26 protein-coding genes are annotated in these 15698 nt (G+C 27.7%); 17 read left to right on the forward strand and 9 right to left on the reverse strand.

Annotation, left to right across the window (positions count from 1 at the left end):
- Positions 1-3 precede the first annotated feature (3 nt).
- A complete protein-coding gene (locus tag TX50_RS01840) occupies positions 4-348 on the reverse strand; it encodes a hypothetical protein (protein ID WP_011131984.1) in 345 nt (114 codons plus the stop codon).
- 226 nt (positions 349-574) lie between these two features.
- Complete coding sequence (locus TX50_RS01845) at positions 575-814, reverse strand: hypothetical protein (protein ID WP_011131985.1); 240 nt, start codon at positions 812-814, stop codon at positions 575-577.
- A gap of 204 nt (positions 815-1018) precedes the next feature.
- Here TX50_RS01845 and arfB point away from each other — a divergent pair, with 204 nt between their 5' ends.
- From arfB to TX50_RS01860, 3 genes are all read left to right on the forward strand, one after another.
- Positions 1019-1435, forward strand: coding sequence for an alternative ribosome rescue aminoacyl-tRNA hydrolase ArfB (gene arfB / locus TX50_RS01850; protein WP_011131986.1), 417 nt, complete (start codon positions 1019-1021; stop codon positions 1433-1435).
- Positions 1436-1541: 106 nt separating this feature from the next.
- A complete protein-coding gene (locus TX50_RS01855) occupies positions 1542-1790 on the forward strand; it encodes a DUF1651 domain-containing protein (protein WP_011131987.1) in 249 nt (82 codons plus the stop codon).
- A gap of 502 nt (positions 1791-2292) precedes the next feature.
- The gene (locus tag TX50_RS01860; RefSeq protein WP_011131988.1) at positions 2293-2553 is read left to right on the forward strand and encodes a hypothetical protein; all 261 of its coding nucleotides are present in this window, start codon (positions 2293-2295) and stop codon (positions 2551-2553) included.
- Between the two features lie 20 nt (positions 2554-2573).
- On the opposite strand, the gene TX50_RS01865 is transcribed toward TX50_RS01860, so the two are convergent.
- The gene (locus tag TX50_RS01865) at positions 2574-3452 is read right to left on the reverse strand and encodes a CPBP family intramembrane glutamic endopeptidase (protein WP_011131989.1); all 879 of its coding nucleotides are present in this window, start codon (positions 3450-3452) and stop codon (positions 2574-2576) included.
- Between the two features lie 73 nt (positions 3453-3525).
- A complete protein-coding gene (locus TX50_RS01870; RefSeq protein ID WP_011131990.1) occupies positions 3526-4359 on the reverse strand; it encodes an alpha-1,2-fucosyltransferase in 834 nt (277 codons plus the stop codon).
- A gap of 105 nt (positions 4360-4464) precedes the next feature.
- Between TX50_RS01870 and TX50_RS01875 the strand changes: the two genes are divergently transcribed.
- Positions 4465-5229, forward strand: coding sequence for a glycosyltransferase family 2 protein (locus TX50_RS01875; protein WP_036930932.1), 765 nt, complete (start codon positions 4465-4467; stop codon positions 5227-5229).
- Between the two features lie 61 nt (positions 5230-5290).
- Here TX50_RS01875 and TX50_RS01880 read toward each other — a convergent pair whose 3' ends face one another.
- Complete coding sequence (locus TX50_RS01880; RefSeq protein WP_225866762.1) at positions 5291-5443, reverse strand: hypothetical protein; 153 nt, start codon at positions 5441-5443, stop codon at positions 5291-5293.
- 482 nt (positions 5444-5925) lie between these two features.
- Between TX50_RS01880 and TX50_RS01885 the strand changes: the two genes are divergently transcribed.
- The 3 genes from TX50_RS01885 to pip all read left to right on the forward strand — a co-directional run bounded on the left by TX50_RS01885 (position 5926) and on the right by pip (position 8159).
- Complete coding sequence (locus TX50_RS01885) at positions 5926-6267, forward strand: DUF1330 domain-containing protein (RefSeq protein ID WP_011131992.1); 342 nt, start codon at positions 5926-5928, stop codon at positions 6265-6267.
- A gap of 212 nt (positions 6268-6479) precedes the next feature.
- Entirely contained in the window at positions 6480-6668 is a 189-nt protein-coding gene (locus TX50_RS01890) for a hypothetical protein (protein WP_036930930.1), read from the forward strand.
- 543 nt (positions 6669-7211) lie between these two features.
- Positions 7212-8159 (forward strand): prolyl aminopeptidase, encoded by a 948-nt coding sequence (pip, locus tag TX50_RS01895; RefSeq protein WP_011131993.1) that lies wholly within the window; start codon positions 7212-7214, stop codon positions 8157-8159.
- A gap of 32 nt (positions 8160-8191) precedes the next feature.
- Here pip and TX50_RS09555 read toward each other — a convergent pair whose 3' ends face one another.
- Entirely contained in the window at positions 8192-8365 is a 174-nt protein-coding gene (locus tag TX50_RS09555) for a hypothetical protein (RefSeq protein WP_173027943.1), read from the reverse strand.
- A gap of 121 nt (positions 8366-8486) precedes the next feature.
- Between TX50_RS09555 and TX50_RS01900 the strand changes: the two genes are divergently transcribed.
- Together TX50_RS01900 and thiD are read left to right on the forward strand one after the other, a co-directional pair.
- Complete coding sequence (locus TX50_RS01900) at positions 8487-9110, forward strand: TenA family protein (RefSeq protein ID WP_011131994.1); 624 nt, start codon at positions 8487-8489, stop codon at positions 9108-9110.
- Between the two features lie 32 nt (positions 9111-9142).
- The gene (gene thiD, locus TX50_RS01905; protein ID WP_011131995.1) at positions 9143-9931 is read left to right on the forward strand and encodes a bifunctional hydroxymethylpyrimidine kinase/phosphomethylpyrimidine kinase; all 789 of its coding nucleotides are present in this window, start codon (positions 9143-9145) and stop codon (positions 9929-9931) included.
- Between the two features lie 66 nt (positions 9932-9997).
- Here thiD and TX50_RS09400 read toward each other — a convergent pair whose 3' ends face one another.
- Positions 9998-10183, reverse strand: coding sequence for a hypothetical protein (locus TX50_RS09400; RefSeq protein ID WP_152556154.1), 186 nt, complete (start codon positions 10181-10183; stop codon positions 9998-10000).
- Positions 10184-10370: 187 nt separating this feature from the next.
- Between TX50_RS09400 and TX50_RS09560 the strand changes: the two genes are divergently transcribed.
- The 5 genes from TX50_RS09560 to TX50_RS01925 all read left to right on the forward strand — a co-directional run bounded on the left by TX50_RS09560 (position 10371) and on the right by TX50_RS01925 (position 12708).
- Positions 10371-10514 carry a hypothetical protein gene (locus tag TX50_RS09560; RefSeq protein WP_173027945.1) on the forward strand — a complete coding sequence of 48 codons (144 nt, stop codon included), beginning with the start codon at positions 10371-10373 and terminating at the stop codon, positions 10512-10514.
- 404 nt (positions 10515-10918) lie between these two features.
- A complete protein-coding gene (locus TX50_RS01910; RefSeq protein WP_011131997.1) occupies positions 10919-11383 on the forward strand; it encodes a cupin domain-containing protein in 465 nt (154 codons plus the stop codon).
- A gap of 30 nt (positions 11384-11413) precedes the next feature.
- On the forward strand, positions 11414-11791 hold the full coding sequence (locus TX50_RS01915; RefSeq protein ID WP_011131998.1) for a hypothetical protein: 378 nt from the start codon (positions 11414-11416) through the stop codon (positions 11789-11791).
- Between the two features lie 73 nt (positions 11792-11864).
- Positions 11865-12152 carry a hypothetical protein gene (locus tag TX50_RS01920; RefSeq protein WP_036930928.1) on the forward strand — a complete coding sequence of 96 codons (288 nt, stop codon included), beginning with the start codon at positions 11865-11867 and terminating at the stop codon, positions 12150-12152.
- A 154-nt stretch (positions 12153-12306) separates the two neighbouring features.
- Positions 12307-12708, forward strand: a complete 402-nt coding sequence (locus TX50_RS01925; protein ID WP_011132000.1) for a winged helix DNA-binding protein — start codon at positions 12307-12309, stop codon at positions 12706-12708.
- A gap of 1132 nt (positions 12709-13840) precedes the next feature.
- Here TX50_RS01925 and TX50_RS01930 read toward each other — a convergent pair.
- Positions 13841-14023, reverse strand: a complete 183-nt coding sequence (locus TX50_RS01930) for a hypothetical protein (RefSeq protein WP_036930926.1) — start codon at positions 14021-14023, stop codon at positions 13841-13843.
- A 159-nt stretch (positions 14024-14182) separates the two neighbouring features.
- On the opposite strand from TX50_RS01930, the gene TX50_RS01935 reads away from it, so the two are divergent.
- Positions 14183-14503 (forward strand): DUF3303 domain-containing protein, encoded by a 321-nt coding sequence (locus TX50_RS01935; RefSeq protein WP_011132001.1) that lies wholly within the window; start codon positions 14183-14185, stop codon positions 14501-14503.
- A gap of 51 nt (positions 14504-14554) precedes the next feature.
- On the opposite strand, the gene TX50_RS01940 is transcribed toward TX50_RS01935, so the two are convergent.
- A complete protein-coding gene (locus tag TX50_RS01940; RefSeq protein ID WP_011132002.1) occupies positions 14555-14932 on the reverse strand; it encodes a DsrE family protein in 378 nt (125 codons plus the stop codon).
- A 177-nt stretch (positions 14933-15109) separates the two neighbouring features.
- Between TX50_RS01940 and TX50_RS01945 the strand changes: the two genes are divergently transcribed.
- Positions 15110-15514: a cupredoxin domain-containing protein gene (locus TX50_RS01945; RefSeq protein ID WP_011132003.1), complete on the forward strand. Its 405-nt coding sequence runs from the start codon at positions 15110-15112 to the stop codon at positions 15512-15514.
- Between the two features lie 4 nt (positions 15515-15518).
- Entirely contained in the window at positions 15519-15668 is a 150-nt protein-coding gene (locus tag TX50_RS09405) for a hypothetical protein (RefSeq protein WP_157859384.1), read from the forward strand.
- Positions 15669-15698 lie beyond the last annotated feature (30 nt).

Below are 15698 nucleotides of genomic sequence, written 5' to 3' on the forward strand. Positions count from 1 at the left end.
AATCTACCTAAACCATCCTTTTTTAATCGGAGTCTTTTCTTCTTCTTTTTTAATAGAAGTTATTTTTACAGCTTTTTTAAAAGCCAAGTTAGCTTCTACTACTGTTATTGTTGATATAAGAAATAAGCCTGATATCCCTATTAATTGTTCTGTTTGACTTGGTTCTTTATCACCTTGCAAAATTATTCCTATAACAAACCATGCAGTTACTACTCCAGTAGTAATGAAATATGGTAACCATCTTCTCTGATATAGATAACCAGTTCCAACTCCTGGTAAGAAATTTAGTAGGGATGCGACCCATCCGCTTGAAGAAGCTAATACTTGTTCTTTTGATAATTTATCCATTTAACTAAGTGTTAATTAAATGAGAATTTATGTAAGCAAAAGATATGACTGCACAAATTACCCAACTAAAAGGCAAAAACATTCTAATTTTTTCTTGCTTATCTTTCATAACTTTATTATGGAAAAGATTTTATGAATTCGTGGTTAAAAAAATTTATAAATTAATTATGAAAAAAGACGGTTAAAAGTAACCGTCTTTTTAGTAATAATTTTTTTGAAAAAAAAACTATGCTTTTCCTTTAGTTCCGGAAAGTAATTTAAGCTCATTCTTTACTTCTTTTTCCCTTTCTTCAAGATGTTTTAATTGTGATTTAAAAGCATCTTCAAGTCTTTTTCTTTGGGTTGTGATTTCATCAAGTTCTTCTTGATGATGGTTTTTCTTGAGTTCTTTCATCTCGGTATCAGAAATAACATATACTGGACGATATGAAGGAGTTTCAAAAAGAAGATCAAACATTGAATACATAGTGACCTTTGAATTAAGTACAAATCAAATATCTTACAAATATTTGAATCTTGTAAGGATACAAACCGAAAGAAATTATACGGCAAATACACCGAATTTCGGTTTACCTAACTAAACCGGCCAGTATTTACCGATCTATTTTTTATTGGTAATGTAATGTACAAGTATATTCGGATATGAGCTGAGGATGTTTTAGAAATAAAAATGGATTTAATTATTACTTCCAGATTAGTAATTCCTTCAAAAGAATTAAAATGGCGTTTTTCTAGATCATCTGGCCCGGGAGGTCAAAAAGTAAATAAAACTAATACTAGAGTAGAAATTATTTTTAATATCGAAGAATCAAAAGTCTTAAATGATTATCAAAAGAAAGTTTTAACGAAAAAATTGAAAACCAAATTAGTCAATAACTGTATATGTCTAGCCGTCCAGGAAGAAAGGAATCAATTACTTAATAGACAAATAGCTATAAAAAGAATTAGCTCAGTAATTAGAAATTCCTTAAAAAATTCATCCAAAATTAGAAAAGCTACAAAACCATCTAAAGCTTCTCAAAATAGAAGGCTTGACTCCAAAAAAAAACGGGGAGAACTAAAAAAGAATCGACAAATAAAATATTAATTATTTAAATTAATTTTGATGAAAATATTTTCTAACTTTCAATGTCTAAATTGGATTATTTTATGGATATCTTTGATTTGACTTCTTTTAATTAAATTCCAAATAAATGAAAAAAGAATATGATTTTTGGTTAATTGATTCTAACTCAGTTGGAGTAATTCGTTTTTATAAAAAAAACGAAAATAAAGAGGATTTGATCGAATTTATGTTTATTGAAGAGGGCCTCGTCATGGGTATTCATGGAGAAAATCCACCTTTAATGAAAACAAGAAAAGAAATGAAGATCCAAGATGCAAGATTATTTTGGAAAAAATTAATAAATGAAGGATGGGAAAAAACCAATCCTAAATGGTAAATAAATTTTCCTTTTAAAATAATTTCAAATTTAGAAAAATAAATTTATTTCTCAAAAACGAATTTTTTTAACTTTAAAATGTTTTCCAATATAAGTCACTAAATTTTAAAAAACTAAATTATGAATATATTTTATTTATAAATTTATACGCTTATAAAAGTTCCTTTAGGATATAACTCTGTAATTCTATTCTTTTGTATAATTTGTCTTTTCTTAAGGTCTTTTTCATATCTATTTAACATCATCAAATAATTAGTAGATCCAAACAAAAACAAAAAAATAATGAATTGAAATCCTGCCTCTAAGTTCATAATTTTAAATTTAAACTTTATATAAATTTGACAACTTTTTTATAAAAAGCCATCAGTATTTATATCTATTTAAAGGAAATATTAATATCTTTATAAAATTAAAGAATTTTTTTAATGGGATATATAAGTTAATTTATTAATTTTCAATAGCAATTTGTTTGGACAATGCTTAGCATTAAAAAAAAACAAATTTGTATAATAATTTATCAGAACAGGCTTTTAATCAACTCCTTTTGCAAATTGCGGGTAAAAAATTAATAGATAGTCTTAATATGATTGATTCAGATTCAAAATCAAAAATTGAAAAATGCATAGCTATCACTAATGAAGAATATTCTTATGCATTATCATTGCAGGCTGATTGCGTTCCAGATTCCAAAAGGATGATAATTCAAGCTCAAAAAAGATTAGAGGGTCTTGAAGCCTTACTTACTCTTGCGAAATTGATATAAAATTTAGCTTTTAATTTGAATTATTTGTCATTATTCAAATTAATAATCTTGTTTTTGTACTTAAATAAATTATAAAAAAACATCATTATTAATAATGTTATTCCATAAAATCCGCCTAGAGGATTCGTATTTATATTCCCTGGGCCTACTAACCAAATTGGAGCATCTTTTGATATTTCTATTAAACCATTATTCATTAGAAACCATATACCTACGAGCCCTCCATGAAGGCCAGCGCAACCCCATAAAGAATTCTCATCCTTTATTCTTATAATTGATAACACAATACCAAGTAGAAATAGTCCGAAAAGAATGCTAATCATTTGCCAAAAAGGCATATCAAATCCAATATGTACAAAACTAAAAACTAATGCTTGAAAAATTAGGCCTTTTTTAAAACCAACTTGATTTTTTAATTCTTCTAAAAGCCAACCTCTAAAAATGAGCTCTTCTACAAAACCTATTCCAATTATTAAAAGTAGAGAATTTAAAAATATATTAGGAGATACTGTCCCTAACCAATTACCCCATTGATTTCTAACAATTGGAATTAAGATTAGTGATAACAAAATAATTGAATACAATAAACCCTTTATAAAATAAAAAAATCTATTTTCTTTCTTATCAATTTTGTTTATACCTAATTTTACCCATGGATTATTACATCCCCAGCGAATTTCAAACCATTTAGGTATTGAAATAACAAATAATGAGAATGTAAAGATGGTGCCAATTAAAGATATATTTTCTTTCCCTATCCCAATAAAAATTAATGGCTTTGCCAGAATCCAACCCAATAGATAAAGAAGAGGTATAAATAAAATTGTTAATATTATTCTTGGTCTAAAAATTAAGAAATTTTTAATTATTATTTTTATTGTTTTGAAGATATAGGACATCTTAAGAATGATAATTTTATAAATCAATAAAAAAGAATAAAATAAAACTAGTTTTCAGTTTATTTGTAATGATTTAATTTACTATAGTTTCATTTGGAAGAATTATTCGTTTTTCTTTTATTGAGAAATTTTTTGGAACTATAAATTCTTTTTTTGAAGTTGATAGAAAAGACGCCCACCATGAAAAAGTACTGTTACTTAGGATTGCTAATTTTGAAGATCTGATGAGATTAAAATCATTTTTAATGGAATAAGAATCTAACAGTTGTATTTTTAAACCAACAAAACATTTTTTGATTTCTTTTAAAATTGCTTTTCCATATATTTGATCTTCAGAAATTAATTTGAAAGAATAATATCCCTTTGATATGGCGTAACTTATTGATTTTTTATAGTACTCAAAATTACAAATATTCAAGTTTGGTATTTTGAGGAAGTCACCACCCCTTAAATGAATGACTACATCGTTTTTGCAAACTTGAAGACATTCTTTATTAAGTTCTATTGGCTTTAACTTTAACGGCATAAATGCATCTTTTAAACTATTGTATGTCCAGTTTTGGTTGAAATATCCATCTAAAAATAATATTTTTTTTATAGAAGAACGATTATTTCTTAAACTGAAATTTCTATCATTAATACTTATAAATGGTATATAGCTCCCCAATCTTATGGAGGCGGATGTTTTAGCAATAATTTGCGTTGTTAAATTTAAATTATGTGAATTATCAAAACATAGCCAATTAGGTCTTACAAAAATATAATCTAAACAATTAATTCTTTTAGGAACATGAATATCTCCTAAGAAAGAAATAATTACTTTTTCTCTTCGATTTCTATATTTCAAGCAAGCAGCTATCTGGAACAGTTGGTTGCCCAGTCCACCTACTATTCGTGAAAAAAGCATTTTTCGAGAAGAATAATGAATTTAACTTCTTAAAAAGAAAATATTATTTGAGATTTTTAATTACTAAATCTAATATAAAGTAATTAAAGAATATAATATCAGTAATTGAAAAAAATAATAGATCAAAAAAGAACAACCCTTCTATTTAATATTGTTGTTCCTGTCTTTAATTCAGAGAAATATATAGAAAGATGCCTTAATTCAATAGTAAAACAATCATATAAAAAATTTCAAGTACAAGTGGTTGATGATTGTTCTAGTGATTCTTCTTATGAGATTGCATACTCTATATGCGAACAGAATAAAAATTTCAAACTTTTTAGGAATAATAGAAGAATTGGTGCATTAAACAATATATTCAACTTACTTCATACAAAGGTAAAAGAACCTTCAAAAACTATAGATGTGATAATTGATGGAGATGATTATTTATATAGCAGTGATGTACTTAATGTTATTGAGGAAAAGTATTTTAAAACAAATTGCTTAATTACTTATGGTTCTCATGTATCATCCAAAGGTGTTCAAGGGAAAAAATATCCTAGATTCATTAGGGAATTTAATTTATTTAGAAAATACTTTTGGTACGCTTCCCATTTAAAAACATTTAGACATGATTTATGGTTATCTATTAATCCTCAAGATTTTCTTAATAAGAATCGAGAATACTTTTCTGTGGCATCGGATTTAGCAATAATGTTCCCAATGCTAGAAATGGCGGGAAATAGACAAGAGTTTATAAGTGAAATTCTCTATTGTTACAACGATAAAAATCCCATAAGCGATCATAAGATAAGAAGAAAAGAGCAAATATTATCAGCAAAAGAGATAAGGCAAAAAAAAAGATATAATAGGAGAATTTTTAATTAGTTATTTATATTATTTTAACTTTTCCGAACTAGTACTTTATGAATAATTTGTTTTATAAAATTTAACTTTTTGCTAACTCTATTACCTCCGATATTTTTTGCGTTAGATGAGATAAATCTCTATAAAATTTTCTGGTAATTTTATCTTCTTCTTCGCTAGGCCAAAGTAAATTGGAACCTTCTTCATATTCTTCATGGTATCTTTTTTTATTCATTTTTTTTGCATATCTAAACAATGTAAATTCTACTTATTGCCAATACTTAAAAGTATTCTTTATTGAGTTTGTATATTTATTTAAATGTAAATGGAACTTAATTTCAAGACTTTAATGTTTACAGCATTATCTCCAATACTCATTGTTGCTGCAATTCTTGTGGTTTATTTATTTCATTAAGTTCAATTTTGTTATCTAGAAATTTCTAATTTAAATAATTTTCAAGGGTGAATAATCCCAGTTTTTTCTAAAAGAAAGGATAAAATTGCTATTACAGCCATAACTGTAAGGATCTTGTTCTTATTGATGAAATCCATGTTAGATATAGATAATTAGTAACTAGTGCTCTTTCTAAAGTTAAGCTTATTTGGTTTTATATTCAATTATTTAAAAAAACAAATTACATTAATGAAAATTTTCATAAATAATGATACTAAATTGTAAATTACATTTAAATTTAGTTTAAAGATTATTTTAATTTTATGGATAAAAAAGGAGCAAAAGGCTATTGGATATCAACAGCAAAAATAATTAATCAGGAATTATTTGATGAGTATGTAAATAAAGTTGCTCCATGGCTAAAAGAAGTTGGTGGGGAAGTATTTGCAAAAGATATAGAACCATTAGGAAAGGAACGAACTGAGGATTCTAATTTAGCTGTTATTTGTGAATTTCCTTCCATGAGGGTAGCAGTTGAAGCTTTTGAATCTGAAGAATATAGAGAACTTTCAAAGTTGAGAAGAAAAGCAACTGAGAATTCTACCTTTACAATAATGGAAGGTTTAGATGAAGCTGCAAAATTAAGAAGAGCGATGGGGAAATAATTTGTTATTCATAATTTCTGTGATTTCTATATATAGTGATTAATAAGAGAATATTTACAAGAAATTAATGGAACAAAGCTATGTTGGAGATTTAATACCCTCTATAAACTCCTATAAGGAAATTATTGATCAATACGAAAGAGGTTTAAAAAAAAGGAGAATTTTATGAGGAGCAAATTGGAGAAGATTTAATTTATCCAGATTGGTAAAAAATGCTTACAACAAAAATTACTTATGCCCTATCAGATTGGATTAGAGAATGGCGAAAATGTAGAAAAGAAAATCCATCTCTTGATGATTGTATAAAGTTTACAGAATGGAAAATAGAAAATTATGAATTAACAGATAGTGATCGAATGATAATTGAGAGTATTTTACTTTATGAAACTGAAGAAACTTAAAACTTTTATCAATCTCATTTTTCATAAAATTTTTATTATTAAAAGTATCTTAAAACTTTCTAAATATTTTATAAAAAATTAAGCATTTTAATTCTCGTATGTATCCATAAAAAAGTAAATCGGCATATTTACCGATTTACTAAAAATCTAAAAAGTATTAATTTATAAATGTTGAGTTAGGAGGCAATCTAAATGATTGATAGTCCGCCTGAAATTTAGCAAATTTACAAATATAGGAAGCGTATTCCTGACAATGGGATTTCTCGAAAAGTAAAGTTCAATCAATTAGTCTGATAAGACTTCGCTCTATAATTACCAGCGACAAAAGGGACTAAACTTAGCGACAAGAATCCCCTAACCCACGTATTTAAAGCTTATGTGTAAATAAACTTTATATATGTATTATAAATCCTGAAAGTGGGAAATAAAAAATTTAAAAGAGGACTGTTATTTCAGGCCTCTTTTTTTACTGATTTATATAATTTTAAATGTTTATTATTAGTTAATATTAATTTTCAATTTGAAATAAATTATATTTGTAAAATGAAAGAAAATTTATTCCCATCCATCGAACCAAGAGAAAAGGGTTTTTTACAAGTAAGTAAGATTCATTCTATTTATTGGGAAAGATCTGGAAATCCAAAAGGTAAAAAGATATTAGTAATTCATGGTGGCCCTGGAGGAGGAAGTCAGCCAAGATATAGGCGATATTTTAATCCTGAAAAATTTGATATTGTTCAATTTGATCAAAGAGGCTGCGGTTATTCAAGACCTTTTTCAGAATTAAGAGAAAATACAACAGGCGACTTAGTAAATGATATTGAAAAATTAAGAGTAAATTTGAAAATAGATTATTGGCATTTGTTTGGGGGTTCATGGGGTTCTACTCTAGCTTTAATTTATGCAATTAAAAATCCATCAAGAGTCTTAAGTATGACCTTAAGAGGAATATTTTTATGTAGAAAATTTGAACTCTTATGGTTTTATCAATATGGCGCAAGTGAGATATTTCCTGAAGAGTTTGAAAAATATATTGCAGTAATTCCTAAGGATGAAAGGGTTGACTTGATAGTTTCTTTTTACAAATATCTAACCTCCCCAGATATTGAACTTAGATCAAAAGCTGCTGCTGCCTGGACAAATTGGGAACTTTCCACAAGCCATCTTATAAAAAGAGATATTGATGTTGGTAAAAGTAAAATTAATTCCTTTTCAGATGCTTTTGCAAGAATAGAGTGTCATTATTTTATAAATAAGATCTTCCTAGAAGAAAATTTTATTTTGAAAAATGCAAAGATTATAGAATCCATACCAACTAAAATAATTCAGGGTAGATATGACGTAGTTTGTCCTGTAAGGAGTGCTTGGGACCTTAGTAGAAAATTAATAAATTCAGAGTTAATAATCGTAGATGATGCTGGTCATTCAATGAGCGAAAAAGGCATCACATTAAAATTATTAGATTCAGTTGAAAGATTAGAAAGTTTTTAGGCAAATTTTATTAAAAATATATTTATATAGCGTTATAGGCCATTATCTTCAATATTTTTAGCAATACTTCTTAGTAGCTCAACGATATCAGAGTCATCACATTCTGTATCCTCTTTAAGCAGAATACATTCATCTCTAATGCTTACATTAGTACTCCACCAAATTCCTGAACTATTAGTATCGTCCCATTCAAATCTATCAGACATTATTGCTAAAATTTAATTTATTTTATTATAAAAAAACTTTTTATTACCTATGACTTTTGATTAAATCTTTTTTTATTTAAAATAAATAAACTAATTATTTATCTAAGCAAAAATAAAATAAATGCTTTTATCAAATACTTTATGGGAAAGTAATTATGAGCTTGCCTTATTAAGCTTAAAATCAAAATTTGTTCAAGGTCTCAAAACTGGAAACTTACCAAAAAATATATTTCAAGAATATGTAGCTCAAGATTATTACTTCTTAGAAAGTTTTTCTAGAGCATATGGTTTAGCAGTTTCTAAATCTAAAGTTAAAAATTCAATAAAGGTTTTAAGTCAACTTTTAGTTGGGGTATCAGAGGAATTAATTCTTCATGAGACGTATGCAAAAGAATGGGAGATTGATTTGTCTACTAACTATATAAGACCTGCTACAAAGAACTACACGGATTTCCTTTATGATGTTTCCTCAAAACTAAGTTCAGTTGAAATAATGTTTGCAATGACTCCTTGCATGCGTTTATATTCTTGGATAGGAAAAAATTTATCGGATATGATTATAAATAATCCTTATAAAGAATGGATTCTTACTTACTCCGATGAAAGTTTTGATAATTTAGCAAAATCTCTTGAAAAAATAATTGATAATTACCAAGAACCATATGACATTAATCAGGCTCAGAATTTATATAAAAAAGCCATGGAACTGGAATTAGATTTTTTTAATGCCTATTCAAATTTCTAATAAATCTAAGAAAGTTTTTAATTTAAAAAATTATGTATTCTAATATTGCTCTTTCAATAGGTGGTAGTGATTCAGGAGGAGGTGCAGGGATTCAAGCTGATTTAAGAACTTTTATGGCGCTTAAAGTCCATGGATGTTCTGTGATCACATGTGTTACTGCTCAAAATAGTGTACAGGTAAAATGTGTAGAACCTCTAAAGAAGGATACTTTGACAAGCCAGATTGATACCTTATTTTCAGATTTTGATATCAAATCTTTAAAAACTGGAATGTTGCTAAACGATAGTATTATTAATGCAACAGCCCTAAAACTGAAATCTTTTTCTATTCCAAAGATTATTGACCCAGTAATGGTAAGTAGAACTGGTTCTAAATTACTTGAGGATTCTGCAATTAATGCTTATAAAAAGTTACTTTTACCAATTGCTGATTTAGTAACTCCAAATATTTTTGAAGCAAATCTTCTGTCAAATTTGGATATTAAAAATCAGGTAGATATAGAGCAATCTGCAAAAAGTATTATTAAACTCGGTGCTAAAGCAGTTTTAATCAAAGGTGGTGGATTGAAGGATATGAAAGGGAGGGACTTTTATCTTGATGTCAATGGAGGGAAAAAGTGGTTCATAAATAAATTTATTAATACTCAAAATACGCATTGTAGTGGATGTACTTTAAGTGCTGCAATTTGTGGCTATCAAGCATTAGGATTTGATCTTATCGAGTCAATTCAAAAATCAAAAATTTTTATTGAAAGATCCTTGAAGAACTCTTATCAAATCGGATCAGGCCCAGGACCTCTTGGACATTACCAATCACTCTGAAATAATTGATTTTAAAAAAATTTAAGAAAAGAATAAATTATTAAAATCTTTTATTTGAAAATCTTATTAAAACCACCATTTTTTATTTTTATTTTTTAAAAATAAAATTTCTTCTGTTTCCCACCCACCTTCTAACCACTCAAGATGTTCTAGCAATAAAGATTCGCTTTCTCCTTTTGTTAAATGACCTAGTCTATTTGCAATTCCATCAAATCTTACTTTCATTAACTCTTCGATTTTGATGTTATTCACAATTAAAACAGATAATTTTTATCTAAATAAACTTGATTGATTGTTAATGTCAATGAAATTATTCTTTTTTTATATTTTTAAATATGTAATTTGTATTAAATGCAACTATTTTGTAGTGATAGTAATTAAGACTTATTCTCAAAGATTGTATTTCTAGGTATTTTAAAAAATAAATCAGAAATTTTTTATGAAAAACCAAGAAAAAACAACTTCAAAAACAGTTGTTAATGTCGGTTATTGTGAGAGCACTTCTGAGTGGCTTAATAGGATAATGACTGAACTTGCAGATGAAAGTAAGAATTTTGTGGATCTATCAGTTTTGTGCGCATAAATTAAATTATTGAAAGTCAATCGCTTAAGGCCTATTTAAGGCCTTTTTTTATTAGATAAACTTATATAAGTTATTTGAAAGGCATATGGTTATGACTTTTTATCGGTATATCTCGTGACAATAAATATATTTCAAAATAATTAATTTATTAAAAAATCCTTCCTTCTATGCGGCCTATCTCAGAGAAACTTTATAAGAAATTAGTTAAAGCTTCCAAAAAATGAATAGATTACTTCTTTACTTTTCAGCTCTATATTTTGGAGCAAATATCGGAAAAACTATTGCAAGTGATAGTTTTACATATTATTTAATGATTTCTAATTAATCTTTTTTTTTTTCTTGGAAATTTTTAAGCATTTCTTTTTGACTATAAAATATTGAAGTAATCTTAAAAAACTCTCAAAGTGCATTTAGATAAAAGTAGTTCTGAAATCATAAATAAATTTAAATTATCTCCTCACCCTGAGGGAGGATGGTTTAGAGAAATCATACGAAGTAAAAATCATGTAACCAGAAATGATGGTCAAAAAAGAAATAATATTACTAGCATTTACTATCTACTTTGTAAAAGTGAGAGAAGTAAATGGCATCGAGTAAATTCTTCCGATGAGATATGGATTTATCTTCAAGGGGCACCCCTTAATTTATATTTTCTCGATGATAATAAAGAATTAAGAAATATTAGATTAGATTTAAATAATCCTATTGAAATGATCCCCTCTGGATATTGGCAGGCTGCTAGCAGTACAGGAGAATTTACACTCACAAGTTGTTGTGTTGGCCCAGGGTTTGATTTTAATGATTTTCAAATGCTAAGAAATATAGATCCTTCTCTAAGACCAGCCAAGGCTATTAAAGAACTAATTTAATTTTTAAAATTTTTTTATAATATGATTGAAATGAATCATGATCTTATTAATACAATCGGCATAAAGCAGATAGCAAGAGAAGAAGCCCATCTTTACCAGGTGAGTGATGTTCAAGGATTAATTGATACTCTTGATAAGGATATTTCTGAATGGTCTGATTTTGATTGTTGGGAAAATATACGAGTTCAGCAATGGATTTTTGAGAGAGCTATGGATATTTATAAAGGTAAGAAAATTGATATTAAATGTAATTGTTGTGAATACAATTACATAAGTCAAAGAGACTTAGTAAAAAGTTCAAATAAAAAATGTTACGGGATAAAAAGTGCTTATATGATCGAAAAGGTTTTCCATGAAATTACATTAGCTGAAGCTAGAAGAGAAAGTGATGGTACATATTCAGCATAGAGTTGTTAAAAATTTACCTTTCTAAGATTAATAAGTGAAACTAAGCTATTAGTTCATAGACTTTATGAAGATTATGGATAATTTTGATGATGATCTTTCTTTAAAACAAAAAGAATTTGTAGAGCCTATAGATAAAGCTACAAATAAAGATTTATTTGAAAAAAAAGATGAATTTAAAGAGGCAACTCCAAAAGTTCTTCATCTTAATTCACTTATTACAAAAAATATTTATCTTTTTACAAAAGATCCAAACTATAAATTGTTTGCCTGGCTAATGGTTCAGCTATTTATATTTTCATTATTTGTTTTGGTGGCGACATTAATGAAAAATAATCTTGTCCCCTATATTAATTCTCTTTAAAGATTTAGACTGAGTTATATTTCTTATTTTTTTTATTCATTAATTATTATTTTGAATTGGTGATATAATCAAATCATTCCACTTATGGATCTATAATCACATATAGTCACTTTTAATATTAGAATTGAATAATATATATAGGTATGAAAAAGATATGACCCAAGCAAAATTGGAGGGTTTATTAAAAATAGATAACGAATCATATAACCTTTTACGAGTCCTCACAATGTTCATGAAGTTAGATAATTCTCAGGACGTTCCTCTTCAGGCAATGGCAGTATTTTGGTACGTAGCAACCTATCAAAATTGTACTAAGAAGGATATTGAAAAATACTTCGATATGAGTAAAGCTAGTGCTTCAAGGATGACGGACTATATAAGTCGATATCATAGGCTAGGTAAGGCAGGCTTAGGTCTAGTTTCTAAAGAACAAGATCCAAAAGATAAAAGAAGAACACTTTTGAAACTTACAAGGAAAGGTAAAGATCTAATTGAAAAGTCTTTTAATACTCTCTATGAGGATATGAAAAGTTTTGAAGCTGAATTTGAAGAATAAATACTTGCAGCTCTTTTGATTCCTTAGCTATTGGAAACTTTTAAAACATTTAAACTTGCTCTGAAACACAAATAACAGGTTATCCTTTTTCTTAATAGAAAATAACAACTTAGTAGTTACTCCATAGACTTTCTTAGAAGTTAGAATTTAATAATTCATTAATTCATTATCACCAGCAAAAACAGCAATTGAGGAATATAGAGAAAAGTTAGAAAAGATTTACCAACAATTAAATGAAGAAGAAGATCCCCTTTTAAAAAAATGGTATTAATCACTTATTCCTAAGGCGATATTATTATTTCCTGTAGTTGCTTTTGGTCTTACATTTTTAAAAGTAAATACTGATAAATCAATATTAGATTTACTCTCTTTTGCTGCAGTTGGTAGTTTATTAGTTTTTGGAGGTATTTTTTTGAATTATTTCTTATCTAAACGAAGATAATTGAAGCATTTAGTCAAATAAAAATCTTAAATATTAAAAAATTGATTTAGCTCTATTAGCTCTGCGGATTGTTTTTTTTAAAATATGATTTTTTATGGAAAGGTCAGAAATCGCATAGAGAGTTAAAAAGAAAACTGCTTTTGCAAAAATTGAAATTTGCATAATAAAAATAAACTTATTTATATAGAACCAAATCGCTAAATATAAGCAAGTCCTTAAAGACCTCAAAATCGTCAAGAAATAATTAATTAACAGTCCAATAAGAATAAAGAGGCAATTTACTTTTCTCCGATAATCTTTTTATTTGTAGATTATCTATATTAGAAATTATTAACAAAATTATTTTTAGTAATTAATACTCTAGATATTTAATACCTTCCCCAAGTAATGTAATAATATCAGAAACTCCTCACACACTAATTTCTGATAATCAGGCACCCTTATCTCTAAATTAGGGTGTTTTTTATTGACATAAAAACATAAAGTCATAACTGGCACATGTGACAATTAAATTACTTTTCTCATCCCCTTCCGGTTTAGGAGAATGTATGGCATATTAAAAAGGTGTGTAGGAGAGGTTTTACTGAAACAGTGGAAACAAGGAAACACTTGATTTAGTTAAACCAAGGAAAGACCTCTATTAGGGGTCTTTTTTTTTATGCTTCAAAATAGATTGAATATTAAATTATTTTATTGGTGAAAATTATTAGAGGAGCCAATGGTTAAATTCTGAGTTGAAATCTTATAGAACTTCTCATGTACTGAATCACTAAATTCCTTTTCATTTGAATAATTCATTAGGTCCAGCGGTTCAATATTTTCGTCGAACCATTCGTCATATTCAATATTATTAGGTTCAGCAAAATAAGTCATATTTAATTATTAGCTATCAAAAAATATGTAAACGGTACATGCTATACAAAATTAAAGATTAATTAATAGAAAGGAAATTGAAAAATCTAAATTCAGAGACAAATTAAGTGCTTCCTTAATTATTGGTTTTAAATTAGTAATTACACAACTATTTTTTATATGGCTCATTATCATGTTCATGGATTAATTCCTGATGGAATCTCTCAATCTGAAGGTTACAAAATGTTTGAGCAATATATTGCTTCCGGTTCACCAATGGATAACTTTGAAGGATTTGAATTAATAAGTAGACTTCATGCCCCTGAAACCGGAGAAGTCTTTGTGACTTTCAAAGCTGATAATCACTTAGCAATATCTGAACATTTCGGAGTATGGAGAGCAAAATTTGGCCTCGAATGGAATATCACTGCTGTTTTAAATGATGAAGAAGTCATTCAAAGAAATAAGCAGGTTGCAGATGCTGTTGCTGCGATGGGATAATTTAATTGATTGACAGTCGATCTATATTAGAGGGTTATAACCCTCTTTTTTTTAATAGCAAAGAACACTATCAGCTTTAATTGATTCTTCAATTAGTAAATCAGGCATAGCAAACTCTGCTTTATATCCATTTAGAAGCTTCTCATCGTAACCTCTAGATTTGGCTGACATTCCTGAGACATATATGGTAACTTTTGAATTTTTTAAATTTTCAAGATGTTCGTATAAATCTCCAGTACCTTGACCAACTATTTCTCCAGCTTGTTTGCAATTTAATATGTCTACTCCGTCTCCTGCCAGAAAAAGAGTTACTTTATGATCGTTTTTTTCTGCAGTAAGTGCAACAAGTAAACCTAAAGTTATTTTATTTTGGGATTCTAAACCGCTATAAATATGCACTAGCACTGTATTGTCGGTAATGATAGACATTTAAATCTCCCTAGAATTCAGTTATTTAATCTTAAAAAATTCTATCTTTATTAGCTGCATTTTTTATGAAACCCTTACCACTGGCAAAGCTAATTATTAGTAATTGAGATTCAATCTGAATTGAAGGGCAATTAGCTTCTTTTTTTCTTAATATTGAATTAAAAAGTATTCAAATTTATGAGATCTCTTTTATTCTTACCTTTACTTTTTGGTTTCTCAGGACCAGCTATTGCAGATTCAGAAGTATTTAAAATAGATGTATCAGCAGAGAGTTATCGAAACTATATTCTTAGTGGAACTGATAGGAATGGATCTGTAAGTGGGGAAGATCCTACCGTTACACTGAATAAAGGAGACACAATTATTTTTGATGTTGATGCATCTCGTCATCCGTTCTATATAAAGACTGAATTTTCTCGTGGAGGTGGTGATCAGGTAATCACAGGGACAATTTCTGGAACTCCTGGAACGCAAAATGGAAAACTATCATGGAATACCACGGGCGTATCAGCAGGTAAATACTTTTATGTTTGTTCTCCGCATGCATCTTTTGGAATGGGCGGGACAATTATTGTTGAATAAATAAATGAAACGCTTACTACTTACTCCTATATTTAAATGTTTTAAAAAGAGTGCTTTTTTCTCATCACTTAATCAGAATACTTGTCCTGTTTATGATGCTGAAGAAATAAAAAAACAAGAACAAAAAGAAGCTATTAATAAGTTATATCCATAAAAAAAGGGCGTTAAGAACGCCCTTTTTAAA

This window comes from Prochlorococcus marinus subsp. pastoris str. CCMP1986, from assembly GCF_000011465.1.
Lineage (GTDB): Bacteria > Cyanobacteriota > Cyanobacteriia > PCC-6307 > Cyanobiaceae > Prochlorococcus_A > Prochlorococcus_A pastoris.

What these genes read in the sequence shown, in the direction of transcription:
- TX50_RS01855 (WP_011131987.1), top strand. Translation starts at nt 1,542, where the DNA reads ATGAAAAAAGAATATGATTTTTGGTTAATTGATTCTAACTCAGTTGGA.
- arfB (WP_011131986.1), top strand. Translation starts at nt 1,019, where the DNA reads ATGGATTTAATTATTACTTCCAGATTAGTAATTCCTTCAAAAGAATTA.
- TX50_RS01870 (WP_011131990.1), bottom strand. Translation starts at nt 4,359, where the DNA reads ATGCTTTTTTCACGAATAGTAGGTGGACTGGGCAACCAACTGTTCCAG.
- TX50_RS01880 (WP_225866762.1), bottom strand. Translation starts at nt 5,443, where the DNA reads ATGAATAAAAAAAGATACCATGAAGAATATGAAGAAGGTTCCAATTTA.
- TX50_RS01930 (WP_036930926.1), bottom strand. Translation starts at nt 14,023, where the DNA reads ATGACTTATTTTGCTGAACCTAATAATATTGAATATGACGAATGGTTC.
- TX50_RS01900 (WP_011131994.1), top strand. Translation starts at nt 8,487, where the DNA reads ATGCTTTTATCAAATACTTTATGGGAAAGTAATTATGAGCTTGCCTTA.
- TX50_RS01920 (WP_036930928.1), top strand. Translation starts at nt 11,865, where the DNA reads ATGGATAATTTTGATGATGATCTTTCTTTAAAACAAAAAGAATTTGTA.
- TX50_RS01845 (WP_011131985.1), bottom strand. Translation starts at nt 814, where the DNA reads ATGTATTCAATGTTTGATCTTCTTTTTGAAACTCCTTCATATCGTCCA.
- TX50_RS01840 (WP_011131984.1), bottom strand. Translation starts at nt 348, where the DNA reads ATGGATAAATTATCAAAAGAACAAGTATTAGCTTCTTCAAGCGGATGG.
- TX50_RS09560 (WP_173027945.1), top strand. Translation starts at nt 10,371, where the DNA reads ATGAAAAACCAAGAAAAAACAACTTCAAAAACAGTTGTTAATGTCGGT.
- TX50_RS01885 (WP_011131992.1), top strand. Translation starts at nt 5,926, where the DNA reads ATGGATAAAAAAGGAGCAAAAGGCTATTGGATATCAACAGCAAAAATA.
- TX50_RS01925 (WP_011132000.1), top strand. Translation starts at nt 12,307, where the DNA reads ATGACCCAAGCAAAATTGGAGGGTTTATTAAAAATAGATAACGAATCA.
- TX50_RS09405 (WP_157859384.1), top strand. Translation starts at nt 15,519, where the DNA reads ATGAAACGCTTACTACTTACTCCTATATTTAAATGTTTTAAAAAGAGT.
- pip (WP_011131993.1), top strand. Translation starts at nt 7,212, where the DNA reads ATGAAAGAAAATTTATTCCCATCCATCGAACCAAGAGAAAAGGGTTTT.
- TX50_RS01865 (WP_011131989.1), bottom strand. Translation starts at nt 3,452, where the DNA reads ATGTCCTATATCTTCAAAACAATAAAAATAATAATTAAAAATTTCTTA.
- TX50_RS01940 (WP_011132002.1), bottom strand. Translation starts at nt 14,932, where the DNA reads ATGTCTATCATTACCGACAATACAGTGCTAGTGCATATTTATAGCGGT.
- TX50_RS01945 (WP_011132003.1), top strand. Translation starts at nt 15,110, where the DNA reads ATGAGATCTCTTTTATTCTTACCTTTACTTTTTGGTTTCTCAGGACCA.
- TX50_RS01935 (WP_011132001.1), top strand. Translation starts at nt 14,183, where the DNA reads ATGGCTCATTATCATGTTCATGGATTAATTCCTGATGGAATCTCTCAA.
- TX50_RS01890 (WP_036930930.1), top strand. Translation starts at nt 6,480, where the DNA reads ATGCTTACAACAAAAATTACTTATGCCCTATCAGATTGGATTAGAGAA.
- thiD (WP_011131995.1), top strand. Translation starts at nt 9,143, where the DNA reads ATGTATTCTAATATTGCTCTTTCAATAGGTGGTAGTGATTCAGGAGGA.
- TX50_RS09555 (WP_173027943.1), bottom strand. Translation starts at nt 8,365, where the DNA reads ATGTCTGATAGATTTGAATGGGACGATACTAATAGTTCAGGAATTTGG.
- TX50_RS01915 (WP_011131998.1), top strand. Translation starts at nt 11,414, where the DNA reads ATGAATCATGATCTTATTAATACAATCGGCATAAAGCAGATAGCAAGA.